General features: G+C 56.5%; 20 protein-coding genes. 12 read left to right on the top strand and 8 right to left on the bottom strand.

What is annotated here, in order from left to right:
• Window positions 1-2 precede the first annotated feature (2 nt).
• On the bottom strand, window positions 3-551 hold the full coding sequence (petA, locus tag IPN28_06880; protein QQS56035.1) for a ubiquinol-cytochrome c reductase iron-sulfur subunit: 549 nt from the start codon (window positions 549-551) through the stop codon (window positions 3-5).
• A gap of 130 nt (window positions 552-681) precedes the next feature.
• On the opposite strand from petA, the gene IPN28_06875 reads away from it, so the two are divergent.
• The 3 genes from IPN28_06875 to IPN28_06865 all read left to right on the top strand — a co-directional run bounded on the left by IPN28_06875 (window position 682) and on the right by IPN28_06865 (window position 3,127).
• Window positions 682-1,146, top strand: coding sequence for a tRNA (cytidine(34)-2'-O)-methyltransferase (locus tag IPN28_06875; GenBank protein QQS58559.1), 465 nt, complete (start codon window positions 682-684; stop codon window positions 1,144-1,146).
• An 18-nt stretch (window positions 1,147-1,164) separates the two neighbouring features.
• A complete protein-coding gene (hemF, locus tag IPN28_06870; GenBank protein QQS56034.1) occupies window positions 1,165-2,070 on the top strand; it encodes an oxygen-dependent coproporphyrinogen oxidase in 906 nt (301 codons plus the stop codon).
• Between the two features lie 103 nt (window positions 2,071-2,173).
• Window positions 2,174-3,127: a hypothetical protein gene (locus tag IPN28_06865; protein QQS56033.1), complete on the top strand. Its 954-nt coding sequence runs from the start codon at window positions 2,174-2,176 to the stop codon at window positions 3,125-3,127.
• A 1-nt stretch (window position 3,128) separates the two neighbouring features.
• On the opposite strand, the gene IPN28_06860 is transcribed toward IPN28_06865, so the two are convergent.
• Together IPN28_06860 and IPN28_06855 are read right to left on the bottom strand one after the other, a co-directional pair.
• Window positions 3,129-4,316: a CCA tRNA nucleotidyltransferase gene (locus tag IPN28_06860; GenBank protein ID QQS58558.1), complete on the bottom strand. Its 1,188-nt coding sequence runs from the start codon at window positions 4,314-4,316 to the stop codon at window positions 3,129-3,131.
• A gap of 31 nt (window positions 4,317-4,347) precedes the next feature.
• Window positions 4,348-4,815: a DUF1285 domain-containing protein gene (locus tag IPN28_06855; GenBank protein ID QQS56032.1), complete on the bottom strand. Its 468-nt coding sequence runs from the start codon at window positions 4,813-4,815 to the stop codon at window positions 4,348-4,350.
• Window positions 4,816-4,915: 100 nt separating this feature from the next.
• Here IPN28_06855 and IPN28_06850 point away from each other — a divergent pair, with 100 nt between their 5' ends.
• The 6 genes from IPN28_06850 to IPN28_06825 are packed head-to-tail and all read left to right on the top strand — an operon-like array spanning window position 4,916 to window position 12,430.
• A complete protein-coding gene (locus IPN28_06850; GenBank protein ID QQS56031.1) occupies window positions 4,916-5,908 on the top strand; it encodes a MoxR family ATPase in 993 nt (330 codons plus the stop codon).
• Window positions 5,909-5,926: 18 nt separating this feature from the next.
• Window positions 5,927-6,823 carry a DUF58 domain-containing protein gene (locus tag IPN28_06845; protein ID QQS56030.1) on the top strand — a complete coding sequence of 299 codons (897 nt, stop codon included), beginning with the start codon at window positions 5,927-5,929 and terminating at the stop codon, window positions 6,821-6,823.
• A complete protein-coding gene (locus IPN28_06840; protein ID QQS56029.1) occupies window positions 6,820-9,612 on the top strand; it encodes a DUF4159 domain-containing protein in 2,793 nt (930 codons plus the stop codon). The genes IPN28_06845 and IPN28_06840 overlap by 4 nt, the downstream gene beginning before the upstream one ends.
• A 12-nt stretch (window positions 9,613-9,624) precedes the next feature.
• Window positions 9,625-11,718: a hypothetical protein gene (locus tag IPN28_06835; protein QQS56028.1), complete on the top strand. Its 2,094-nt coding sequence runs from the start codon at window positions 9,625-9,627 to the stop codon at window positions 11,716-11,718.
• 40 nt (window positions 11,719-11,758) lie between these two features.
• Window positions 11,759-12,094 carry a hypothetical protein gene (locus tag IPN28_06830; protein ID QQS56027.1) on the top strand — a complete coding sequence of 112 codons (336 nt, stop codon included), beginning with the start codon at window positions 11,759-11,761 and terminating at the stop codon, window positions 12,092-12,094.
• Between the two features lie 39 nt (window positions 12,095-12,133).
• Complete coding sequence (locus tag IPN28_06825) at window positions 12,134-12,430, top strand: hypothetical protein (GenBank protein QQS56026.1); 297 nt, start codon at window positions 12,134-12,136, stop codon at window positions 12,428-12,430.
• 9 nt (window positions 12,431-12,439) lie between these two features.
• Here IPN28_06825 and IPN28_06820 read toward each other — a convergent pair whose 3' ends face one another.
• The 3 genes from IPN28_06820 to IPN28_06810 all read right to left on the bottom strand — a co-directional run bounded on the left by IPN28_06820 (window position 12,440) and on the right by IPN28_06810 (window position 17,303).
• Complete coding sequence (locus IPN28_06820) at window positions 12,440-14,371, bottom strand: response regulator (protein QQS56025.1); 1,932 nt, start codon at window positions 14,369-14,371, stop codon at window positions 12,440-12,442.
• A 41-nt stretch (window positions 14,372-14,412) separates the two neighbouring features.
• Window positions 14,413-15,108, bottom strand: coding sequence for a response regulator transcription factor (locus IPN28_06815; GenBank protein ID QQS56024.1), 696 nt, complete (start codon window positions 15,106-15,108; stop codon window positions 14,413-14,415).
• 146 nt (window positions 15,109-15,254) lie between these two features.
• The gene (locus tag IPN28_06810; protein QQS56023.1) at window positions 15,255-17,303 is read right to left on the bottom strand and encodes a lytic transglycosylase domain-containing protein; all 2,049 of its coding nucleotides are present in this window, start codon (window positions 17,301-17,303) and stop codon (window positions 15,255-15,257) included.
• Window positions 17,304-17,315: 12 nt separating this feature from the next.
• On the opposite strand from IPN28_06810, the gene IPN28_06805 reads away from it, so the two are divergent.
• The 3 genes from IPN28_06805 to IPN28_06795 all read left to right on the top strand — a co-directional run bounded on the left by IPN28_06805 (window position 17,316) and on the right by IPN28_06795 (window position 19,526).
• The gene (locus IPN28_06805) at window positions 17,316-18,215 is read left to right on the top strand and encodes a 4-hydroxy-tetrahydrodipicolinate synthase (GenBank protein QQS56022.1); all 900 of its coding nucleotides are present in this window, start codon (window positions 17,316-17,318) and stop codon (window positions 18,213-18,215) included.
• A gap of 114 nt (window positions 18,216-18,329) precedes the next feature.
• A complete protein-coding gene (smpB, locus tag IPN28_06800) occupies window positions 18,330-18,794 on the top strand; it encodes an SsrA-binding protein SmpB (GenBank protein ID QQS58557.1) in 465 nt (154 codons plus the stop codon).
• A 96-nt stretch (window positions 18,795-18,890) separates the two neighbouring features.
• Complete coding sequence (locus IPN28_06795; protein QQS56021.1) at window positions 18,891-19,526, top strand: isochorismatase family protein; 636 nt, start codon at window positions 18,891-18,893, stop codon at window positions 19,524-19,526.
• A gap of 17 nt (window positions 19,527-19,543) precedes the next feature.
• Here IPN28_06795 and recA read toward each other — a convergent pair whose 3' ends face one another.
• Together recA and IPN28_06785 are read right to left on the bottom strand one after the other, a co-directional pair.
• Complete coding sequence (gene recA / locus IPN28_06790; GenBank protein ID QQS56020.1) at window positions 19,544-20,689, bottom strand: recombinase RecA; 1,146 nt, start codon at window positions 20,687-20,689, stop codon at window positions 19,544-19,546.
• Between the two features lie 425 nt (window positions 20,690-21,114).
• Window positions 21,115-23,616: a PAS domain S-box protein gene (locus tag IPN28_06785; GenBank protein QQS56019.1), complete on the bottom strand. Its 2,502-nt coding sequence runs from the start codon at window positions 23,614-23,616 to the stop codon at window positions 21,115-21,117.
• Window positions 23,617-23,712: the final 96 nt, after the last annotated feature.

Genomic DNA, 23,712 nt, shown 5'->3' with positions numbered 1-23,712 from the left:
CGTCACCCGATCTTGATCTTGGTGTCGCTGAGAAACTCATAGGGCGGAACCGTGAGGTTCTTCGGCGCCGGACCCTTGCGGATGCGACCAGAGGTATCATAGTGCGAACCGTGGCAAGGGCAAAGCCAGCCGCCAAAATCGCCGTGGTTATCAGATTCCTTTTGCCCTTGAGGAATACAGCCCAGATGGGTGCATACGCCGACCGTGACCAGCCATTCGGGTTTTTTCACGCGCTGATCATCCGTCTGCTTGTCGATCAGGCTCTCGGGATTCACGTTTTTTGCCGCCTCAATCTGTTCAGGCGTACGGTGGCGGATAAACACCGGCTTGCCGCGCCACATCACCGTCTTAGCTGCTCCAACCGGAACATCACCGATATCTACTTCAATCGTTGATACGGCCAGCGTATCCTTGGCCGGGTTCAGCGAATTCACGAGCGGGAAAGCTGCTATAGCCGCTCCTAGTGCGCCGAAAGCGCCCGCGAGAAGGGCCATGAAATCCCGTCTGGTTTCATCGTCTGGACCTTCATCGGGATGGGTGTGCGCTGACATTCCTTTACCTGATTTTATTTACACCGGGACTTATTTGCAGAAGTCTTTTAATCCTCTATTTATATAAGATCAATCCCCGACATTCCATTGAGAGAATAAAATTTTACACGGATAATTGCAGATGGCAGACATGGGCTTTCCCTCCCTTTCCCTTGCGCTCTACCAGCCCGACATCCCCCAGAATGTCGGGGCGGCCATACGGCTGTGTGCCTGTCTTGACGTAACGCTTGAAATCATCGAACCGTGCGGATTTCTCTGGGATCCGCGCAAGGTCCGTCAATCCGCCCTCGATTATTACGATCGGCTGCAGCCGACGCTACACCAAAGCTGGGGCGATTTTCTTGACTTGTATCAAGGGCGGCGGCGTATCATTCTCCTGACGACCAAGGCCAGCGCACCTTATTGCGGGTTCCGCTTTGAACGCGGGGATATTCTTCTGGCCGGACGGGAGAGCGTGGGTGCGCCCGAGGAGGTGCATCAGGCGGCTTCGGCGCGGATCACGGTTCCGATGGCTGAGGGGTTGCGGGCGCTAAATATGGTCAATGCCTGTGCTATGGTGTTGGGCGAGGCGCTGCGGCAGACGCGCTGGCGTTAAATTTTTCAGGAGTACTTTATGAAAACCAAAGAAAAAGAACTTACCCTTGAAGACAAGCAGGATCAGGCGGCGAACTGGTTTTATTCGCTGCAGGCGATGATCTGCGAGGCCTTTGAAAAAATCGAGGATGAGCTTTCCGGAGGGCCGAAGGTCGGTCTTGCGCCGGGTCGGTTCGAGAAGACGCCGTGGGAACGGGAAAAAAGCCAAGAGCCGAACGCCTCCGGCTCTCTTCTGCAAGGCGGCGGGACGATGGCGTTGATGCGCGGACGCGTGTTTGAGAAGGTCGGGGTTAATTTTTCCCGTGTGCATGGCGTGTTTGCGCCTGATTATGCCAAAAATATCCCCGGCGCGGCGGAGAGCGGCGGACATTTCTGGGCCTCAGGCGTTTCCCTTGTGGCGCATATGCAATCGCCGCTGGTTCCCGCGGTACATATGAATACGCGGATGATTATGACGTCGAAATCATGGTTCGGCGGCGGGGCAGATTTGACGCCGATGTTCGAGGATCTACAGGATACGCAGGATTTTCATGCGGCGTTCAAGGATTGCTGTGATTCCTTCGATCCTGCCTATTATCCTGAATTCAAGGATTGGTGCGACCGTTATTTCTTTTTGCCGCACCGGAACGAGCCGCGCGGGATCGGCGGTATTTTTTATGATTATCTCGACCGGAAAAGCTGGGCGGAGGATTTTGCTTTTACAAAAGCGGTCGGGCGGACCTTTCTTGAGGTTTATCCTAAACTGGTTCGGCGCTCGATGGATAAGGATTGGACGGATGAGGAGCGCGAATACCAGTTGGTTAAACGCGGGCGCTATGTCGAATTTAACCTGCTTTACGACCGGGGGACACAGTTCGGGCTTAAGACAGGGGGCAATACCGAGGCCATCCTTATGTCCCTGCCCCCTGAGGTGAAATGGCCGTAATTCTTCATATTGCTGCGCCGCAACATACTGTTTTCTTTCTGTTTTCTCCCTAGCGGCTTAGAATGAGGGCTTGTGTTCACACAGTATTTTTTTGCGTCAGTCCATGAGTGATGAAGAAGGCCGGAAATATCTCGCACATTATATGATCGACGCGTGGCGGCGTCGGGGTGCTGATTCTTTTATTCCAGCCACAATCCGGCGGGAATCTTTTTGTGAGAGTCCTGAAATTACATTTCATCATGGCGGGCAGGATTTCCGTTTCGCGTTCGGGCATACGCCGTTTAACAGCCCGCAGGCCGAGCGCCTGATTTCCGATAAATGGCAGATGTTCCAGACCTTAAGGGATGAATTGCCCCTGCCTTATACGGAGATGGTGGCCAAGAACGATCCGCGCAGCGATGCGGAGATCGCTGAATCTGTTGTGTCGCAAACTTCCGACAAATGGCACCCGTTTTCCTTTCCGGTTGTGGTCAAACCCAGCGAAGGGTCGCTTTCGCGTAATGTCTTTATCGCTAAAGATCAAGAACAGCTTGTTCAGGCCATACAAGCTAACCGTGCCGACTCCTCCAACGGGGAGGGAATTCTCTTTCAGCAGTATCTTGGTGACGAACAGGGCTTATTCCGCGAAATCCGCGGTCTTTGCTTTGACGGAAAGACCCGGCTGGCTTACGAACGGACGCCGCCCGAGACGGTCAGTTCGGCGCAGAGTTTGGTCAGCGACCCCGCGATGATCGCTCAACCCGGTGTCGTGCGCGGCGAAGTGACCGATCCCGCAATCATCGCGCAAATCGATGCGATCGCCGAGCATCTTCATGAAAATTACGGCGTGGCCTATATTGCGTTCGATATGAAATGCGACCTCAGCGGGAAGATGTGGGTTCTGGAAGGGAATGTCGCTCCGATGGGCCTGGATGCGATTGAAAGAGACATCCCGAACAGCCACTTGTTTTTGCGAAACCTGACGGATGATATGATGGACAAAGTCATGGCGACCTCTCCAATAATTGTGTCTGATCCCGCTTTTGCCACAACCGCGCCGGAGCCAGAATTTTTTTAGGCTATAAACGTTTCAGGCACGTTTTTTTATCGGCCCTGAATCCGTCTTCGATCCACCAGTCTTCCAATTCCTGCAATTTTTGCCCGAGCTTCGGCCCCTGCGGAACACCTGCTTTTATCAGGTCGTTGCCCGAGACCGGAAAATCCGGGATATCCCAGTTCTGGACGATCTCCAGAGCCTTCGGTGCATATCCGTTCATGACCCGATCCTGCACCAACTCAACCATGAGCGCCTGCGCCGCGATCACCCGCCCAAACCTATAGATACAGACCTTTACCGCCTGGTCGCAGGAGAGGTCAGGAAGGGTCAGTGCACCGGATAGCGCTTCCATATCCTTGAGAAAAACTTTGGGAAAGAGGATCAGATTTTCGAGGCTCGCAATATTTTCATCTTTCAGCCCTGCCTGCACGTACAGGCGCGAAGGCAGCGATATCAGGCCATAATTTTTTTGAAACGTACAGAAACTTTCCAGAAAATCCGGTTTATATTCCGCATGATCCAATTCCTTTAGAATATTGTTTTCAAACATTATTGAGAGAATTTTATGCGGGCGGTCGGACGCGACGATCTTGAAGACCTCCTGCGTGATACGTTCGCGGGACAAGGTGGCGATTTTTCCGGCCGCCTCGCTGCAGGCTCTGAGCGCGTCCTGATCGAAGTCCCCCAGGCTGTAAATCGCATGGAAGCGGAAAAAGCGCAGGATACGCAGGTAATCCTCCTCTATCCTTTTCCTCGCCTCGCCGACGAAGCGGATGCGGCGCAAGGCGAGGTCGGGAAGACCCTGCCCCGTCGGGTCGTATATATTTCCCTTTGGGTCGGCCAGCAGGGTATTCATGGTGAAATCCCTGCGCCTTGCATCCTCCAGCCAATTATCTGTAAATTCGACGACCGCATGGCGGCCATCCGTTTTGACGTCATGTCGCAAGGTCGTGATTTCAAACGGAAGCCTGCTGATGATGGCCGTGACTGTGCCGTGCTTCAAGCCCGTGGGGATTACTGTAATTCCTGCGTTTTCAAGCTTTTTTATTACCGCTTCGGGTTTTAGGGATGTGGCAAGATCGACGTCCTCGACCGGAAGGTTCAGCAAGGCGTTGCGTACGCAGCCGCCGACGAACAGGGCCACTGGCTGATCCTTGCTTTCGCCCCCCTGAAGCGCAGAGAACAGGAGGCGCGATTCCGGCGAAATCATCCAGTCCTGCGGCGAGATGGTTTTTGCGGGTTTAAGACTCATGTTTATCTTCCGCGAGTTGATAGTCCGTTCCGCCGACTGTCAGGGTTTTTCCGTATTTCATCACCAACTCATAATACACGGCGCGGCCCATGCGGGCATAGAGGCCTTCACGAATATGAATATAAGGGATTTTTTCCTCGGCCGCCGGATAGGTCCGCAATTCGAGAGGATTGCCCGGCGTTACTTTTACCTTCTCCTCTAAATTGGTCGTGAGAATGAACTGCCCCTCCGATATTTCATAGTCCGTAACCACGAAGGGCACATCTTCTACCTCAATGGCGTATTTTTCATACGGCGACTGGAGCCAATAACGGCCCTCCTCATCACGTTTAAGGCCTTTATTTGCGAACAGCTTTACCAGAGCCTCGCGGGCGATCGGGCGGCCTTCATGAAACCATGTTCCCTCCCGGTCAATGCGGAAATTCTGCGGGTCTGGCTCCGGTTGTGGTTGTGTCATGGGGGTCTTGGCATTAAGATACCGCCGAAATGGATGTTTCAGGTCATTTTTTGAGGTATCATAATCGCCATCCCCTCTTTAAGGAAGGAGTTTCTCTGCCGTGAGCGAAAGCAAAAGAACCCGCAACCCCAAGGATTTCGTCGATGAGTCGGCGCAAAAGCTGTTCCGGGCGCGGTCGGAAATATCTAAAGTCATCTTCGGGCAGCCGGGGGTCGTCGATCTGACCCTCGTCACACTGGTCTCGGGCGGGCACGTTTTGCTGGTCGGCGTTCCGGGGCTTGCCAAGACTTTATTGGTGGAGACGACGGCGAAGGTTCTGGGGCTCAGCTCCAACCGGGTGCAATGTACGCCGGACCTGATGCCTGCGGATATTATCGGCTCCGAGGTTCTGGAGGAGGACGAAAAGAAGAAACGCTCCTTCCGTTTTATTCCCGGACCTATTTTTACCGAATTCCTGATGGCGGACGAGATCAACCGCGCCAGCCCGCGGACGCAGTCGGCCTTGCTGCAGGCCATGCAGGAAAAGGAAGTGTCCGTCTCGGGGCGTTCGTTTGCCCTGCCCCGTCCTTTCCATGTCCTTGCTACGCAGAACCCGATCGAGCAGGAAGGCACCTATCCGCTGCCCGAAGCGCAGCTCGACCGTTTCATGATGCAGGTCGATGTCGATTACCCGGACGAGAAATCCGAGCTTGAAATCATTCTTAACACCACCTCCAACGAGCATTACGAGCCGAACAGCGTGATGAGCAAGCAGGATCTGATCGATATCCAGATTCTGGTGCGGGATATGCCGATCGGGGAGGAGGTCGTGAACTCCATCCTTAAGCTGGTCCGCTCCCTGCGGCCGGGGCCGGAGGCGCCGGATATCGTTAACGAATATGTGACTTGGGCGCCGGGGCCAAGGGGTTCGCAGGGGCTGATGCTCGCGGCGCGGGCGGCGGCGCTGCTGGATGGACGGATCATGCCGGTTCTGGAGGATGTGCAGACCTTGGCGGTTCCGGTTCTGCGGCACCGGATGGCGCTCAACTTCAAGGCGCGGGCACAGGGCATCACCGTCAGCGATATCATCCGGCAGACCGCCGGAAAAATCTGAGGTTTTTGGACATATCTCATGCGCCTTACAGAGCTACTCACTTTTCGGCATGAGGCGGACAAGGCTTCGGCGCACCTGCCCTCCCTGATGATGCAGGCCGAGAAGGTCGCAAACGGAATCCTGCACGGCGACCACGCTCTGCGTAAATCCGGCATGGGCGAAAAATTCTGGCAGTTCCGCGAGTATCTTCCGGGGGACCGGCCGCAGGATATCGACTGGCGGCAATCGGCCAAGACGGAGCAGATTTTTATCCGGCAGCGCGAGTGGCAAATCGCGCAGAAGACTTTTTTCTGGTGTTCGAGCGGGGACGGGATGGCGTATTCCTCCGCGAAAAACCTGCCGCAAAAACTTGATGCGGCGAGGGTCATCACGCTGGCACTGGGGATCCTTATGGCGCGGGCGAACGAGCAGGTCGGTCTCTTCGGCGACCCGAAAACCGGGCGGAGCGATTTGCAACTCCAGCGGATTGCACAAAGCCTGATCGCCGAACCCCTCAAACCGGAAAACCTGCCTGCAGCCGATTTCTTTCCACTTCCTCAACATTCCTCCCTCATCCTGTGCGGAGATTTTCTGGAGCCTCTGTCCCATATCGAGGAGAATTTCGATTTTCTTTCGGCCTCGGTGCAAAATGCGCTGGTGGTTCAGGTTCTGGATCCGCAGGAGCTTGAGTTGAATTTCAGCGGACGGGTGACGTTTCAGGGGTTAATCAGAGGTGAGCGTGAAACGGTCAATAATGTCGGCTCGATTCAGGACGCATACCAAAAGCGTATGCATGACCATATGAAAGCCGTTTATGGGCTTTGTTCCGAGAGGAACTGGAGCTATATCCTGCATCGCACGGATCACAGTGTTTCCGATACCGTTCTGGGCATCTGGCTTATGATCGGTGCGGCCGGTCACGGAGGTCGCCCATGATGGGGCTTCTGGCCAATATGATTTTCCTGCAGCCATGGATTCTCTCCGCGCTGCTCGTCCTTCCCTTGCTCTGGTATCTTCTGCGGGTGACGCCGCCCGTTCCCCGCGTCATCTATTTTCCTGCGACGCGTTTTCTTGCCGGACTGATCTCGGAGGAGCAGACGCCCAATAAGACGCCGTGGTGGATTTTACTCCTGCGGCTCCTGATCGCGGCGCTCATCATCATCGCACTGGCGCGGCCCGTTTACAATCCGGCGGAGAATATCGAAGGCAGCGGTCCGGTGCGTCTGGTGATCGACAACAGCTGGGCCGGGGCGCAGACTTGGACGCTGCAAATGAGCGCCGCCGAGGAGGCACTCAAGCAAGCTTCGCGGGTGCAGCGCGAACTCTATATCCTGACGACCGCCCCCCTGCCCGGCGCGAAAGAGCCGCTCTATAAAGGGCCGATGGCCTATCAGGAGGCGGTGTCGGTTCTACGCGGACTGGGGACGCAGCCCTGGCCCGCCGATTATAAAGCCGCGCAAGCCCTCATTCTTGAAAATAAACCGGCGCAAAGCCTTCATACGCTCTGGCTGGGCAGCGGTCTGGATGAAGGCGATCTTGGCGTCCTGGTGCAAACCCTGCAGGCGCAGGGGAGCCTGACCTATACAGGGCCGGAGGCTTTCCGTCTGCCCCTTTTGCTGCGTCCCGCTCGGGAAAAGGATACCCAAAGCCTTGAAGAGCAGAGAGCGTTCGTGAAAGTTTCCCTCGATGCGGCGCCCGTTATTCCCGATCAAATGCCAGTTCCGGTGCAGGCGCTTTCACGCAGCAACCAAATTCTGGATGTGCAGACCGTTGAACTCAAGCGGTCGCAGTTGCCGCAGAATGTGCTGTTCGATATTCCCGAGCCTTTGCGGAACGAAGCTGGATCTTTCAGGATCAGCGGCATGAAGGGTTCGGGCAGCGTATTCTTGCTCGACGATCAATTCCAGAAGCGTCATGTCGGGATCGCCGAACCGGCGGAGGATACCGACACGGCGCCGCTGATGAATGCCGGATTTTACCTCAAGCGGGCGCTGGAGCCGAGCGCGACGCTGACCACGGATACACTCGATGCGCTCTTGAAGATCGAGAGTCTGTCCACGATCATCCTGCCCGATGTCGGGGCGATGCCGTCCGATACGCTGAACGCGCTAGAACAATGGGTCAAGGCGGGCGGGCTTCTTCTGCGGTTTTCCGGCCCCAATCTGAGTGAGTCCCAAGGTGAGCAATATCTCCTGCCCGTGCGTTTGCGTGCCGGGGGGCGGGCGCTGGAAGGCTCCCTGTCCTGGGAAAAGCCACAAGGCATAGCCGCATTCGAGCCGAACAGCCCGTTTTATGGCCTCCCCATCCCCCCCGACATCAAGGTGAAGCAGCAGGTTCTGGCCGATCCGGCGCAGGAGCTGGAGGGAAAAGTCTGGGCGCGGCTTGAGGACGGCACCCCCCTGATTACCGGGATGCCTCTGGAGCGCGGGCTTGTCGTGCTAATCCATACGACCGCGACGCCGGACTGGTCCGACCTCGCCCTTTCCGGTCTTTATGTGGATATCCTTAACCGCTTGATCAAAATGGCCGGTCATTCCGTCAAATCCCTGAATGTCAACCAGAGCTACCTTGAACCGATACAAGTTCTCGACGGAAATGGAAACCTGATGCCGCCGCCGGGATACGTGCAATCGCTTCCTGCGGATAAGGTCGCCGGATTCATTCCTGACTCGACGCACCCGCCGGGAATTTACGGAACAGGCGGGTTTCAGGTCGCGCTTAATCTGGGGAGCGCCCTGCCTCCTTTAAAATCCGTTGGCACCCTGCCCTCCAGCGTGGTTCAAAAATATTACGATGCCGATTATGAGATTGATTTAATGCCGCGCCTGCTTTACGCCGCGCTTATCCTCTTTCTTCTCGATTGGGTCATCATGATCGTCATTCTTTCGGGGGGATTGTTTCCCGTTTTCGGTCAGAGGCGCAAGCGCGGATTCGGAGTTTCGTGTCTGCTTTTTATCTTCACATTTACGGTCGTCCCTACGGCTTTCGCTCAGGACTCCTCTGCCGACAAGGATATGGCGTATGCTAACGGGTTTTATCTGGCTTATGTTCAAAGCGGAGATTCCGGGCTTGATGCCGTCACCCAGCGTGGATTGGAAAGCCTTTCTGAAATCCTGACCCGGCGGACGTCGGTGGAGCCGGACGGAGTGGTCGCGGTGAATCCCGAGACCGACAACCTCGCGTTTTTTCCCATTCTCTACTGGGCGGTTTCGCCGGGGAAAGCTCCGTATTCGGGCAAGGCGATGCAGAATGTGCAGAATTATCTCGATCACGGCGGCACGATCGTTTTCGACACACGCGACCAGAGCGGAAGCACGGGCAGCACCACCGAGACAGAGAGCGCCCGCACGCTGCGCCAAATGACCGGATCGCTCAATATTCCGCCTCTGATCCACGTACCCAAGGATCATGTTTTGACGCGCTCCTTCTACCTGCTGAAAGATTTTCCGGGGCGCTATAACGGCGGCACGGTGTGGGTCGAGCAGCACAGCGCGGGGGGACGCGATGATGTGTCATCGGTCATTATCGGCGGGAATGACTGGGCGGGGTCGTGGGCGTCCTCGGGCGTTGGCTCCTCGGCGCGGCAATCCATGATGTTCGGCGGATCGAAACAGGAAGAGATGTCCTTGCGGTTTGGCGTCAATCTTGTGATGTACGCACTGACGGGCAATTATAAAAATGACCAAGTGCACGTTCCGCATATCCTCAAGCGGCTGGACCAATAGGAGAATGATGCCATGAACGGTCCTGCCCTTCGTCTGCATTTCTCCCCCTTCATCGACGAGACATGGCTGATCGCCGTAGCAGTGATCGGCGCTGTCTTTGTGGCGGCGGCGTTCTGGCGGTCACGGCGGACGCTTGTGTTCCGCGCTGTGACCTTGTCGTTCTTTATTCTTATTCTAATGAATCCCTCCCTTCTGAGCGAAGACAGAAAAGGTGTGGACGATGTTGCGGTTATCGTCGTTGACCGCAGCGCCAGCCAGACTATGGGGCAACGCCAGGAGCGCACGGATCGCGCCCTTGCCGCGTTGAAGGCGCAGCTTGATAAAGTTGAGGGACTGGATTTGCGGATCATCGAGGCGCCGGAGGCCGGAAGCCTTGAAAACCGGACCAAGCTGTTCGAGGTTCTCGATCCCGCCTTTGCCAGCATCCCGCAACAGCGGCGGGCGGGCGTGATTTTTCTTTCGGACGGGCAAATTCATGACGTGCCGCAAAATCCTGCGCAGTTTACGCAGTACGGGCCGATCAGCCTGCTGCTCAGCGGCGACCGCAACGAGCGCGACCGGCAGATCGTGATTACAAACGCGTCGAGCTACGGGCTTGTCGGGCAGGCCGTGGACGTCAAATACAAGATCGAGGATACCGCCAATATCGGCGCATCGACCGCCGATGTCACCTTCACGCGGCATGACGGGACGACGGAACGGTTCAATGTGCCTGTGAATATCGAGCAAACCCTCAGCCTGCCCATCGAAAATCCGGGGCAGAACGTGTTCGAGCTTTCCGTGCAGGGTGTGAACGACGAACTGACTACCGCCAATAACAAGGCGGCGCTTCTGGTCAATGGTGTGCGCGACCGGCTGCGCGTCCTGCTGGTCTCCGGTAAGCCCCATGCGGGGGGGAGGACGTGGCGGGATCTGCTGACCTCCGATCCTGGCGTTGACCTTGTGCATTTCACGATTTTACGTGAGCCGGAGAAGCTGGACTTCACGCCGCAGGACGAGCTTTCCCTGATCGCCTTTCCCTTCCGGGAGCTGTTCGAGATCAAGCTTTATGATTTCGACCTCATTATCTTCGACCGCTATCACCTCAACCGGATCCTGCCCAATTTCTATTTCGATAATATCGCCAAGTATGTCGAGGAAGGCGGCGCGTTCCTGGAGGCCAGCGGGCCTTCGTATGCGGGGGAGGATTCCATCTATATGACCAGCCTAGTCAACATCCTGCCGGGCAGCCCGACGGGCGATATCATAGAGCGGCCGTTCAAGCCGACGCCGACCGATCTGGGGCGTCGGCATCCGGTGACGAACAGTCTGGTGTGGGGCGATTATCATTCGAAGGACAAGGGTGTGCCGAGTTGGGGGCGCTGGCTGCGGCAGGTCGGGATTCATCAGGAAAGCGGCGATGCGCTGCTCAACGGGATCGAGGATAAGCCCCTGCTGATCCTCGACCGGGTGAAGAAGGGCCGTGTGGCGCAGATCGCCAGCGACCAGATCTGGCTGTGGTCGCGCGGCTATGAGACCGGCGGGCCGCACGCCGAGCTTCTGCGGCGGGTCGTGCACTGGCTGATGAAGGAGCCGGAACTGGATGAGCGGGCGCTGAGCGTGAGCACCGAAAAAAACACGATCATCGTCCGCAAGCATATCTACGATCAGGAGAAGGAAACGATCGGGATGACGGCGCCAGACGGGAAGAAGAGTATGTTCGATCTTGCTCCTACGCCCGAAGGGTGGCTGGAGCACCGCATCACCGCCAGCGCTTTGGGAATCTATGCTTTCGAGGATGGGAACGGGGAGCGGCGCTACGCGATCATCGGCGATGTCAACCCGCCGGAACTCTTCAGCGTCAAGACGACGGCGGAGAGGCTAGAGCCGGCGCTGAGCGCCTCAAATGGCGGGGCGGTGTGGCTCGCCGATGCGCCGGAGCCGCGGGTGCGGCTGCTGACCAACAGCCGGAGCTATGCCGGAAATAACTGGGTCGGGCTGCGGCGGAATAACGATTATACCGTTTCGGGGGTGAAGGATATTCCCCTGATGCCGGAATGGATGAGCTTGCTGCTCTTGCTCTGCCTCCTCACCTTCGCGTGGTGGCGCGAGGGGATGATGAAATGATTTGATGAGGCTTATTTCAATGGTCTTGCTGTGTTTTTAAATGAAAAAAATATTCGAAAATTGGGTTTTGCCTGTATGGCACCATGATTTTGGTGACCCAGTTCTTGAGTTTAATCTTCTTAAAAATTTTGTTAGCGCATCCTCTCAAAAACTTCCGCAATTAGATTACAAGCTAGACGCCTTTGAAGAAGGTTATCTGTGCGTTGTTGTATTACACAATCAACGAAAAATTGCAGAACTTCATGTCACGAATACGGAAGCGCAGGAACTTAGCCTGTTTCTTTTTGATTCATCTGGTGACGACTTGAAAGAAATGACGTTTAGGAGTTTTGATTCAGGAATTTTTTTTCTTGGAAATTTTCTGAAAGATAATTGAATTAACAAGCTGTTTTTGGCTATCGGAGGCCTATTAAGTATGGGTACACAACATAACGACTTTATGGTCTGTTTTGAGAGGCGCCTTAAACTTCAGCGCACTCCTGATTCCATTTTAGATATTGTCATTCAGATTGGATACCCCAGATGGACGGAGCCAGATATTGAAGTTCGTTGTCCCGTCGCTATTCGCGGAGATGTTGGTCGAGTGAAAGATATAGCCGGGATTGATCCCATCGACGCGATGAAAAATGCAATTTCATTTGTCGAATCTTATCTCAAACAGATAGACAGTCAGACAAAGGTTCTTTGGCCTGATGGTGAGGCCTATTTTTAAACATGAAAATCAAGCCTGTCTTTTCTTTTTGCCGGATACGCGGGGTTTGGCGTGGGCGGTGAGAACCGCGGAGACCTGCTGGGCGATGATTTCCTTGGAGAGCGGTTTTTTGAGGATGGCCTTGATGGCCGGATGGTCCCTGGCAATATCCTCCAGTTGCTGCTGCGCGTAGCCCGTCAGCATGATAAACGGAATATCGGGGAAGTCGTAGTGGACCTGATGCACCAGTTCGGTTCCGGTCATCTTGGGCATATTTTCGTCGGTAATCACGAGGTCGAATTCCCCCGGCTCCTCCCGCAGGCGGTCAAGCGCCTCCAGCCCGCTGGCGCAGCTTTCCGTCCGGTAGCCGAGGCGCAGCAGCATCTTCATCATCATGTCGCGCACGGAATCCTGATCCTCGACCAGAAGTATCCGTGCACCGACCCATGAGGTCTGTGCCTGCTTCGGGGATATACTCTCACGGGGCGCGGATTCGGACGCGGTCAGCATTTTGGCATCGGCGGGGAAATAAAGATCGAAGGTCGTCCCCTGCCCCAATGCGCTTTCGATCACCATCGCGGCCTGATGGCCCACGATCACGCCGTGGACGGTGGCCATGCCGAGGCCGGTGCCCTTGTTCACGGGCTTGGTGGTGAAGAAGGGTTCGAAGATATGCTCCATCACCACGCGGCTCATGCCGCAGCCGGAATCCGAGAGGCGCAGGCGGATGTAGGCCTGTTCCTTCGCCAGATGACCGAGAATGAGGCGAGTTTTCGTGGCGTCCACGTCCTCGATCCATGTCGGGGGCTGCTCACGCGGATCGGGCAGGCTGTCCCAGATGGCCTCGGGATGAGGAAACTCATCGGCGAATTCGAGGCTGACGCCGATGCGGATTTCCCCTTTATTGTTATCGATGGCGTCCCGTGCGTTGACGCAGAGATTCATGAAGGCCTGCATGATCTGCGAGGCGTTGCCGTTGATGATGGCTTGTGGCGTTTCAAAGTCGGTTTTTATTTCTATGGTCTTGGGCAAGCTGGCCTTCAGAATATTCACCGTCTCCTGCAGGGAGATGACGATATCGACGGGTTCCTTGGCGCTGTCCTTGCGGCGGGAGAAGGCCAGCATCTGATCGACGAGGGCTTTGGCTTCGCGCACGGCGGTCAGGATATTTTTTGCGAATTTCTGCTCCTCCGAGCCGCTTTTGAGGTCTTCGTCGAGGAATTCGGCGTAACCGGAAATGGCGGAGAGAATGTTATTGAAATCGTGGGCTATGCCCCCGGCCAGACGGCCGATGGCCTCCATCTTCTGCGCCTGATAGAACTGCTCCTCCAGATTCTTTTTTTCCTGCGCGGCCTTGAAACGCTCCGTCACATCGCGGGTGGTGGCGATCAAGCCGCCATCCGGGAGGCGGGAGACGGAAATGTCGAGGCTGCGCGGGGTGCTCTCCCCCTCCAAAGTGATGTTCAACTGCTCCTGCCAGAAGCCCTGCTGTTCCAGAGCCGGAAGCATTTTTTCGGCCAAGCTCTCCGACACGCCTTCCGGGAAAATACGCAGCCAGCTTTCCCCGATGAACTGGTCCTCCGCCTCCAACGGGATACCGAATATCCCGAACATCGCCGTGTTCATATAGGTCAGGGCGCCGGACGGGTTGATGATCGCTATGCCCTCCTGCGCGGCTTCTATGGCCATCAGGCGATTGCCGAGCAGATCATGCGCGGCGCGGTGTTCATCCAGTAATTGTTCGTGGCTTTTCATGACCCTGGTATTAGTGGCCAGCATATAGAGGCTGAAAAACGCCAGCGCCAGAAGGCTGAAAATCAATAGAAATTCAATAGCGGTGAGCGCTTCCGCTCTATTCTGGACGTGGTAGCAGGTTGTCAGGAGCGCTGTGAGGGACAGACCCAGGACAATTACGGCGGCAGAATTGGTTTGAACAAACTGGCGAAGGGGTTGTTTTTTCATCTCAGATTTATCCCACACCGCCTCGTTTCCGTCCGATTTCGTTAATCCGTGGGCAGGCCGCAATCGCGCAGCTTGAGGGCGGCAACCGTCCGGTTCTTGGCGCCGAGTTTGCGGCAGATGCTACGGACGTGCAGCTTCACGGTCACGATTTTTAGATTCAACGAGTCCGCTATGTCCTGATTGGTTTCTCCGCGTGCAAGATGCGTGACGATCTGGCGCTCTCTGGGCGTCAAACCCAAATCTTCGAGAATTCTGCGGATTTCCTGAGGATCTTTATCCGGGGCGCCGTTCGTATGCGCGGGCTTAGGTCTCGGATCGTTGTAATAGGCGGGCGCGTAGTTCTCCGTGTTCTCCTCCAGCGGAATGTAGGGTTTGCCGGACAAGACCTGCTGGATTCCATTCAGAAGCGACTTTCCGGACAGGGTTTTGGGAAAGTACGCCCGAGCCCCCAATTCAAGGGAGGTCCGCACGTCATCCGGCTCGGCTACGCCCGACATGATCGCCACGGGTTTCCCGGGGTATGTGTCGCGCATATATTTCAGGCCTTCGAAGCCGTTCATCCCCGGCATCATGAAATCCAGCACCACGAGATCGTAATCCGGTTCATCGGCCAGAATTTTTCGGGTTTCATGGAAATCCTTCGCCAGCACCACATGGGCACCCGGATAGGCGCGCTCAATATATTGCACTATAGTATCGCGGAACAACGTATGATCGTCTGCAATTAAGAGTTTCATGCCTAAATATCTGAAGTAAAAAGATTAAAGAAAAATGCCCAATATCTTTAGTATATATTAGCGGACGAATATTAATAAGCAGATAAAATCAGACTACATACATATATATGTAATCTTGGGGTATTTTTTTCTTAATATTACTTAACTTAATTCTCGGCCATAAACAGAATCTGGTCGGGGTTGTTCTGCACCCCTTTCAGGCGAAGGCGGTAGACGTACACCCCCTCAAGGACGCGCTGGACATAGTTCCTTGTTTCGGAAAAGGGGATGAGTTCGATCCAGTCGATCAGGCTGATTTTCCCGGTGCGCGGATCGCCATAGGTCTTGAGCCATTTATCGACACGGCCCGGTCCGGCGTTATAGGCGGCGATGGCCAGCGGGTAGGAATTATTATATTTCCGCAACAGCGAGCGCATATAGGTGGTGCCGAGCTGGATATTATGGGCGGGCCGTTCGGTCAGCCAGGCGATATCGTGGGCAATGCCCAGTTTACGGGCCGTGTCTTTCGCCGTTCCGGGCATAAGCTGCATCAGGCCACGGGCGCCCGCCGGGCTGTAGGCATTATAGTCGAACATACTTTCCTGCCGGATCAGGGCGTGGATGAGCGCCCATTCGACATCGTCGATGCCCTGCACCCATTTGGTGATGGTTGGATAGGATTGCGCGGTCAGGAACAACCCCTTGTTGGTGGCTTTCTTGGCGATTTTAATGGCTTCGTGGGTGCGGCCCATCTGCGCGGCCAGTTCGGCGGCGTAGCGGTAGGCTTTCGGGGTTTCCTCCGCGTCGATGAAGGCCTGCAGGAAACGGCCGGCCTCACCATCCTGTCCGGCAGCATTGAATATCTGCGCGGCCTGAACGAGATCGTTGCGGGCGAATTTGTCCTTGTCCGCGCGCGAGAGGGTCGGCGGCGCGACCTTGGGGAGATGGTCCTGCATCCTGAGTTTGATATTCGCCAGTTGGCCGTAATAGACAGTCTGATACGCTGCAGCTTTCTTGAACCAGCCGCGGGCCATGTCCTCCTTTTTCATCGCCTCGGAAGCACGTCCGGCCCAATAGGCGGCGCGGGCCTTGCTGATCGGGGTTTCGACCTGATTATACATGGCGGTGAATCTTTCCAGCGCCTCGGTGGGCTTGTTCATGAAGCGCAGCGCCAGCCAGCCCGCCAGCCATTCGGCTTCGGCAAAGGAGACTCCGTCCTTCTGCTGATGCTTTTGGGCCAAAAGATACGCGCTTTTATAGCTGCCTTGATCGAGCAGGCGGCGGACGATGATCTGGCGCTCTTCCCACCATTCCTCAAGGTTCTGGATTTTCGAGCTGTCCGGCGCCTGATGCAGCAGTTCCATGGCGCCGAAATCCTGATTGTTCTTGCGGCGCCAGCGGATGCGCTCATAAAGAAGTCCGGCATCGCTCTGGAGGTAGCCAGGAACTTTCTTGATCAGGCCTTCGACATTTTTACGGCCCTGCGCCAGGGCTATCCGTGCCTCGGCCAGTTCGGGGTAGCCTTGCCCCAACACTCCGGCAATCGCCCGGGCGCTGTCGTAGCGCTCGGCCAGCAGGAGCGCATCGAAGCGGCGCTTGTGCGCGTCGAGAGTCAGAAACTGGCCGTATTTTTCGAAAAGGCCGCGTTGCTGGTCGCGACTGGTCAGGGTGCTGGCCCACCAGTCCACCATAAATTTACGGGCTTCGTCCTTACGGCCCTGCGCGATCAGGGCGTCCATGTAGCGGCTCATGCCCCGGCCCGTCTGGGGCGGGTAATCCTTGAACCATGTCAGGACGTCGTTGCTGGGAAAATTCGCGGGCATGATGTCCTCGACCTTCGCGGTCATTTTGGTAATACCCGGCCAGTCGGGATTCTGGCGGATGAAGCGCGTCAGGGTGACAAAAAGTCCGGGATCCCAGCTTGAGCGTTCTTCGGTGAAGACCAGCCAGTGATAAAGCTTGGCGGCCAGCGGATCGCGGCTTTCGGCGATATATTTTCGGGCCTGCTCCTTTTTTCCCTGACGGAAGGATTGAATGGCAAGGACCGTATTCTTTCGCGCCTGTGCGGTCTGGACGCGGCTGATCTCCGAATCCTTGGCGAAAACGGGGGCTGAGAGCAGAAATGCTAACTGAAAAACGCCCAGAAGAACGATCAGAACCTTGCGCGGCGGCTTCCGAGGCGATAAATTGGCACAAATCGCGGGAATTATCGTCAAGAAAGTCCGATTATGTTTAAAGGCTCCATCACTGCCCTCATTACACCTTTTAAAAAAGGCGAAATCGACTGGAAAGCATTCGATAATCTTGTTGAATGGCAGATCGAGCAAGGTACGCATGGTCTGGTTCCGTGTGGCACGACAGGTGAAAGCCCTACTCTTACTTACGATGAGGACATGGCTGTTGTCGAGCGGTGCGTGAAAATCGCCAACAAGAGAGTTCCGGTTATTGCCGGCACGGGTTCGAATGCCACGCATGAGGCTATCACCCTGACGCAACACGCCAAGGATGTCGGCGCGGACGGGGCGCTGATCGTCACCCCTTATTATAACAAACCCACGCAAGATGGTCTTTACGCCCATTACAGGAAAATCCACGATGACGTGGCGATTCCCATTATCATCTATAATATCCCCGGGCGGTGCGTGATCGACATGACCGTCGAGACTATGGCCAAGCTGGCCAAGCTTCCGAATATTGTCGGGGTGAAAGATGCGGCGGGTGATTTGTCACGACCTCTGGAGACGCGCATGGCGATCGGCCCCGATTTCTGCCAGCTTTCGGGCGACGATATCACGGCGGCGGCGTTTCTGGCGCAGGGCGGCGTGGGCTGCATTTCCGTTGTTTCCAACGTGGCTCCGGCGCAATGCGCCCGGTTACAGGAGGCTTGGATGGAAGGTGACCTTGAGACTTTCGCGGAATTGCGTGATCTTTTGCTGCCGCTGGCGAAAACCTTGTTCTGTGAGAGCAATCCGGCGCCCGTCAAATATGCGGCCTCCACGCTGGGCCTTTGTTCCGACGAGGTGCGGCTGCCGCTTGTTCCCGCCTCCGAGAAGGCGCGCAAGCTTGTCGATGCCGCGTTGGAGCAGACGGGCCTGAAAGGCGGACGCGCCAAGGCCCGGCGGGCCTGACCTGCCTTTTAATACACTTGCCAATAACCTGCGTCTGCCTGTACCCTCGCGGTTCCTGAAAAGAAAGGCGCGCAAACTGTTATGGCCGGGAAAAAAGACAAGAAAAAGCCCGCGATGATCTCGACCGACAAGGTGGTGGCCGAGAACCGGAAGGCGCGTTTCGATTACGAGCTTCTGGACCGTTTCGAGGCGGGGATCATGCTGACCGGATCGGAGGTCAAGTCGCTGCGGCTCGGGCAGTGCAGCATCAAGGAAAGTTTTGTCGGGCCCAAGGACGGCGCACTGTGGCTGTGGGGGGCGAATATCGCGGAATATAAACAGGCGGGGCCGCATTTGCAGCACGAACCGACACGTCCGAGGAAGCTCCTTCTTCACAAGAAGCAAATCGACAAGCTGATCGGCGCGGTGACCCGCGAGGGCATGACGATTGTCGCCACGCAGCTTTATTTCGATAAAAGGGGGCGGGCGAAGCTGGAAATCGCGATTGCGCGAGGGAAGAAGAAGCACGATAAACGTGAGACGGAAAAGCAGCGCGACTGGGGACGGCAGAAGCAGGCGCTGATGCGCGAGAAGGGTTGATTTTCAGTGTTTTTTTGTGTCCTCAGGCGTAAACTTTTCAGTTGTGCGAAAAGCTGATATTCTTGCAGTCAAGAGATGAAAAAAAGCGGGACGGGGATGCCTTCCTTACAACACCATGCTTTGTTAATTAACGATTCGCAGCGCTGGCGGGTGGACCCCACCTTCGATGATCCTGCGTATCTGTCGTGGACCACGGAAGGCGGAATGATGAAGCCGAACGGAACGGAGCAGACGCGCACCGTGGCCGAGCGGATCCGGGATGTGGCGGACAGGTACCGCGATCTCGGCGTTCCGGTGTTTGTGATCTGTTACGCTTTTGCTGACGAGGACCATACGACTGCGAATGGCGGGCTTTACATGGTCGAATACAAGCCCGAGCGTGGAGATATCATGGTGCGGAAGGAGGAAATGTCCCCCTTCCTGCACAGCGATATCGGCGGAAAGAACATCGATACGGTTCTCAAGCAGCGCGGAATCAAAACGCTGTCGGTTGCCGGGTTTCATGCCTCGATGTGCATCACCGACCTTACTCTGGATGCGCTGGATAAAAAGTATGAGGTCCGCCTGCTGGAAGACTGTATCGGCGAGAATGACCCGCACCCCGAGTTCGCGGTGCCGCGGGCGCTTGAATATCTGGAAAAGAACGGCGCCCTTCGCGTGACGTCCATCGAAGATCTCGCACAACTGCACAACCTGCGGGAACAGGAGAGCGTCCCTGTGTTTGACTATTAATATCCTGCCGAAGACCTTTATTTCTTCTTTTTGGCCGGGGGTGGCCCTTCGTCATTCGCCGCGCTTGCCGCCGCCTCATCCGCCGAGTCTCCGGCTGATTCTGGTCCGGCAAGCATGGCTTCCGCTACAAGGCCCGCGTTCTGGCGGATCTGGTTTTCGAGCTTCGCGGCCACTTCCGGATGGTCCTTCATGAATTGCTTGGCGTTTTCGCGGCCCTGCCCGATGCGCTGGCCGTCGTAAGCGAACCATGCGCCGGACTTTTCGACGATGTTGGCGTTTACGCCCAGATCAATGAGTTCTCCGGTCTTGGAAATGCCTTCGCCGTACATGATATCGAACTCGACCTGACGGAAGGGCGGGGCCATCTTGTTTTTTACGACCTTCACGCGGGTCTGATTGCCGACCACGGTCTCCTTGTCCTTGATCGCGCCGATGCGGCGGATGTCGAGGCGGACGGAGGCGTAGAATTTCAATGCGTTGCCGCCCGTCGTGGTTTCGGGCGAGCCGAACATGACGCCGATCTTCATGCGGATCTGGTTGATGAAGATGACGATGGTACGCGAACGGGCAATCGACCCGGTGAGTTTTCTCAAGGCCTGCGACATCAGGCGGGCCTGCAGGCCGACGTGGGAGTCGCCCATTTCGCCCTCCAGCTCCGCGCGGGGAACGAGCGCGGCGACCGAGTCGACGACCAGAACGTCCAGCGCACCGGAGCGCACCAGCGTGTCGGCGATTTCGAGCGCCTGCTCCCCCGCGTCGGGCTGGGAGATGAGCAAATTGTCTACATCGACGCCAAGCTTGCGGGCATAGCCGGGGTCGAGCGCGTGTTCGGCGTCCACGATCGCACAGGTGCCGCCGCCCTTCTGCGCCTCGGCGATGACCTGCAGCGCCAGTGTCGTTTTGCCGGAGCTTTCCGGGCCGTAGATTTCTACAATTCTTCCGCGCGGGAGGCCGCCGATACCGAGCGCGATATCGAGGCCCAGAGAGCCGGTGGAGACCGACTCCACCTCCATCGCCATCTGCCCGTCATTGAGCTTCATGATGGAGCCCTTGCCGAAGGCGCGTTCGATCTGCGCGAGGGCGGCGTCGAGCGCCTTCTGCTTTTCGGCGGTGTTCTGGGTCATGGCGTTATCCTTGTCCTGTCTGAACGGGGTGATGGTCATAGCGGAGACTCCCTTTTGGCATAATTGGGGGTGATGTGCAAATCCTACGTGGCGGCGCGAACCGCCTTATGCACATGACAATGTTCTTGTTTTATTCTTGTGTCAAGAAAAAAGAACAAAAAAAGAACATTATTCATAATTGGATGTACAAGATAAGAGTTACAAGTTGAAAGAGTTTTGACCACGGAGGTTAAGGAGGAGAGTAAGAGATTAAGGAGTTCCGCTCTTCGGCGAGAAAGCACGAAGACGCTAAGTTTTTTAAACACAACGGGCACGGCGAACACAACGCAAGCCGTGCATCGTTATCTATTTAGGTCGCTTTACTGGATCCCCGCTTACGCGGGGATGACAAAAGAGGGGCACGGTGATGACAAAAGGGACGCGGGGATGACAAAGGGGGCGCGGGGATGCTTTTTAAGGAAGTATTACTCCTCCAGCACCTGCTTTACCTTTTCGGCGAGTTGCTTGAGGGTGAAGGGCTTGGGGAGGAAGTAGATGCGCTCCCCCATATGGTCCTTCAGGCGTTCCTCGGTATAGCCGGAGATGAAGATGATCTTGAGTTTCGGGCTGGCCTCGCGGATTTTTTTGGCCAGGGTGGGGCCGTCGATGCCGGGCATGACGACGTCGGTGATCAGAAGGTCGAGCTTTTTGTTTTCCGCCGCCTCGAACAGGCGCAGGGCGGAATCGCCGCTTTCGGCTGCGAGAACCTTGTAGCCCTTATTCGTGAGGGCGCGCTGGCTGAATGTTCTTACGGCGTCTTCGTCCTCCACCAGCAGGATCGTTTCGGTTCCGGTCAGATCCTTCGGTTTTTCCTCGGTCAGTTCCTGGGGTTCGTCCTCTTCTTCCTCCGACTCGGCGGCGCGGGGGAGATAAATCAGGAAGGTTGTGCCCTTGCCGACTTCGCTTTCGACATCCACGAAGCCGCCGGACTGGCGGATGATGCCGAAGACGGTGGAAAGGCCGAGGCCCGTCCCCTGCCCCACCTCCTTGGTCGTAAAGAACGGCTCGAAGATGCGGGCGAGGTTTTCTTTCGTGATGCCTGTTCCGGTGTCCGTGACTTTGACCAGCACCCAGTCGCCGGGGGGCATATCCTCCGTCTTGATTTCGCGGGGCTTGCGGTTGGTGTAGTTCTCCGTGGTGACGGTCAGGGTGCCGCCGCCGTCCATCGCGTCGCGGGCGTTGACGGCGAGGTTGATGAAGACCTGCTCCATCTGGCCCTCGTCGATTTTCACGAGGCCGAGATCGTCGCCGTGGACGATATCAAGTTCGATGTTGGCACCGATCAGGCGGCGCAGGAGGTGCGAAAGTTCGGTGAGGATATCGGTCAGGTCATGCAGGCGCGGGCGCAAGGTCTGCTGCCGCGAAAATGCCAGAAGCTGGCGCACGAGGTTTGCGGCGCGGTTGGAGTTCTGCTTGATCTGCATGATGTCGCCGAAAGACGGATCGCCGGGCTTGTGGCGCAGGAGCAAAAGATCGCAGAAGCCGATGATGGCGGTCAGCATATTGTTAAAGTCGTGCGCGACGCCGCCGGCGAGCTGGCCGATGGCCTGCATCTTCTGGGACTGGACGAACTGCTCCTCCAGCGATTTCTTTTCTGTCATGTCGATGAAGTGCAGAACCATGCTGCGCCCCTCACGGAAGCGGCGGGCGTGAAGCTGCGTAATAACCGGGCGTTTCTCGCCCTTGAGCGTGACTTCCATGGTTCCTGAAATCTGCTGGCCCTTTTCGGTGTGGCTGAGGGCTTCAAGAACGGTGTCGCGGTCTTCGCCGCCTAAAAGAATTTTAAAGTCCGTGCCCTCGATATCCGAAACCGTGCGACCAATCATGCGGGCGAATTCGCCGTTGCAATCCTCGATCATGCCGTCCTGATTGACGAGGATGATCCCCAGCGGCGCTTCCTCGAAAAATCTCTGGAAACGGTCTTCCGAGGCCTGCAGGGCTTTTCGCATTTCGCGTTCGGCGGTGAGGTCGTGGACGACGGCGCGGGTTCGCACGGCGCCGCCCTCGCCCTGCACGATGCTGTAATTGACGGAGGCCAGGAAGGTGCGGCCCGCCGGACCCTTCATCTGCACCTCCACGATCTGGGAGCCTGCGCTTTCGTTGGTGAGTTCGTAGGGTTTCGCGTTCTCCGGCGGATGCTCCATATAGGTATGGAGCTTGCCCTGCAAGAGCAGGAGAGCCAGATCCTCGCCCAGCCAGCGGGCGAAGGTGGCGTTGGCGAACTGGAAGCGGCCGTTCTCATCGACGGAGAAAAACCCGACCGGGGCGTTGTCTGTAAAGTCTATAAGTTTCTCGCGCTCCTCACGCACCGAGCGGTCGGCGGTGTAGCGCTCCGTGACGTTATCGAGGCGCCAGTGGATGTATCCGGCGTGGCCGGCGATGGGCTGGGCCGTAACCTGATACCAGCCTTCGAGATCGCGCAAGTCACAGTAAAGTTCGATGGAATCGGTCAGGCCGCGGTGCGCTACATCTGAGAGAGAGTCGAGCAGGCCCGAGGCCTTGTCGTTATTCTCAAACATACGAACCAGCGCGGCGTAGCTGACGTCCTTTTCGACGCCGCACATTTCGGCGAAACGCTGGTTGTAGTAGAGCGTGTTATCGGCGCTGTCGGTGATCAGGCGCCCCCCGCGGCTGCCCTCCATCACCTCCTTGATGAGGACGAGTTCGTCCTCCTGCGTGGCTTGCAGGTATTGCGCCCGCTTGGCTGCGAAGGCGACCAGCGTGGCGGCGACGAAGACGAAGATGGAGACGAAGATCGTGGTGCTGTCCACCCGCGCCACGCTGACCACGAAGACCATGACGACGAGGTAAAGCGCGAAAATGAGGAAAACCAGAAGGCTGCTCAAATGGCGGCGGCCTTCGACCTGATGACGGGCGCCGGTTGTCTTATGATGGCGTTCGATGAATTCCTTGTGGTCTATCGTCATTCTGAGCGGGATCGGGTCGTTTTACATATGAACATCAGGGTTCTAACGGAATCATGGCACAAAGGCAAGGTTCTGAACAGGTTCGGGATGGGGTGG

This window comes from Alphaproteobacteria bacterium (assembly GCA_016699735.1).
Lineage (GTDB): Bacteria > Pseudomonadota > Alphaproteobacteria > Micavibrionales > Micavibrionaceae > JAGNKE01.
The sequence above is the reverse complement of the archived record's forward strand: the minus strand, read 5'-3'. Positions and strand labels throughout refer to the sequence as shown.

What these genes read in the sequence shown, in the direction of transcription:
- smpB (QQS58557.1), top strand. Translation starts at nt 18,330, where the DNA reads ATGATCTCGACCGACAAGGTGGTGGCCGAGAACCGGAAGGCGCGTTTC.
- recA (QQS56020.1), bottom strand. Translation starts at nt 20,689, where the DNA reads ATGACCATCACCCCGTTCAGACAGGACAAGGATAACGCCATGACCCAG.
- petA (QQS56035.1), bottom strand. Translation starts at nt 551, where the DNA reads ATGTCAGCGCACACCCATCCCGATGAAGGTCCAGACGATGAAACCAGA.
- IPN28_06830 (QQS56027.1), top strand. Translation starts at nt 11,759, where the DNA reads ATGAAAAAAATATTCGAAAATTGGGTTTTGCCTGTATGGCACCATGAT.
- IPN28_06855 (QQS56032.1), bottom strand. Translation starts at nt 4,815, where the DNA reads ATGACACAACCACAACCGGAGCCAGACCCGCAGAATTTCCGCATTGAC.
- IPN28_06865 (QQS56033.1), top strand. Translation starts at nt 2,174, where the DNA reads ATGAGTGATGAAGAAGGCCGGAAATATCTCGCACATTATATGATCGAC.
- IPN28_06835 (QQS56028.1), top strand. Translation starts at nt 9,625, where the DNA reads ATGAACGGTCCTGCCCTTCGTCTGCATTTCTCCCCCTTCATCGACGAG.
- IPN28_06795 (QQS56021.1), top strand. Translation starts at nt 18,891, where the DNA reads ATGCCTTCCTTACAACACCATGCTTTGTTAATTAACGATTCGCAGCGC.
- IPN28_06840 (QQS56029.1), top strand. Translation starts at nt 6,820, where the DNA reads ATGATGGGGCTTCTGGCCAATATGATTTTCCTGCAGCCATGGATTCTC.
- IPN28_06825 (QQS56026.1), top strand. Translation starts at nt 12,134, where the DNA reads ATGGGTACACAACATAACGACTTTATGGTCTGTTTTGAGAGGCGCCTT.
- IPN28_06860 (QQS58558.1), bottom strand. Translation starts at nt 4,316, where the DNA reads ATGATTTCGCCGGAATCGCGCCTCCTGTTCTCTGCGCTTCAGGGGGGC.
- IPN28_06820 (QQS56025.1), bottom strand. Translation starts at nt 14,371, where the DNA reads ATGAAAAAACAACCCCTTCGCCAGTTTGTTCAAACCAATTCTGCCGCC.
- IPN28_06785 (QQS56019.1), bottom strand. Translation starts at nt 23,616, where the DNA reads ATGACGATAGACCACAAGGAATTCATCGAACGCCATCATAAGACAACC.
- hemF (QQS56034.1), top strand. Translation starts at nt 1,165, where the DNA reads ATGAAAACCAAAGAAAAAGAACTTACCCTTGAAGACAAGCAGGATCAG.
- IPN28_06875 (QQS58559.1), top strand. Translation starts at nt 682, where the DNA reads ATGGGCTTTCCCTCCCTTTCCCTTGCGCTCTACCAGCCCGACATCCCC.
- IPN28_06845 (QQS56030.1), top strand. Translation starts at nt 5,927, where the DNA reads ATGCGCCTTACAGAGCTACTCACTTTTCGGCATGAGGCGGACAAGGCT.
- IPN28_06805 (QQS56022.1), top strand. Translation starts at nt 17,316, where the DNA reads ATGTTTAAAGGCTCCATCACTGCCCTCATTACACCTTTTAAAAAAGGC.
- IPN28_06815 (QQS56024.1), bottom strand. Translation starts at nt 15,108, where the DNA reads ATGAAACTCTTAATTGCAGACGATCATACGTTGTTCCGCGATACTATA.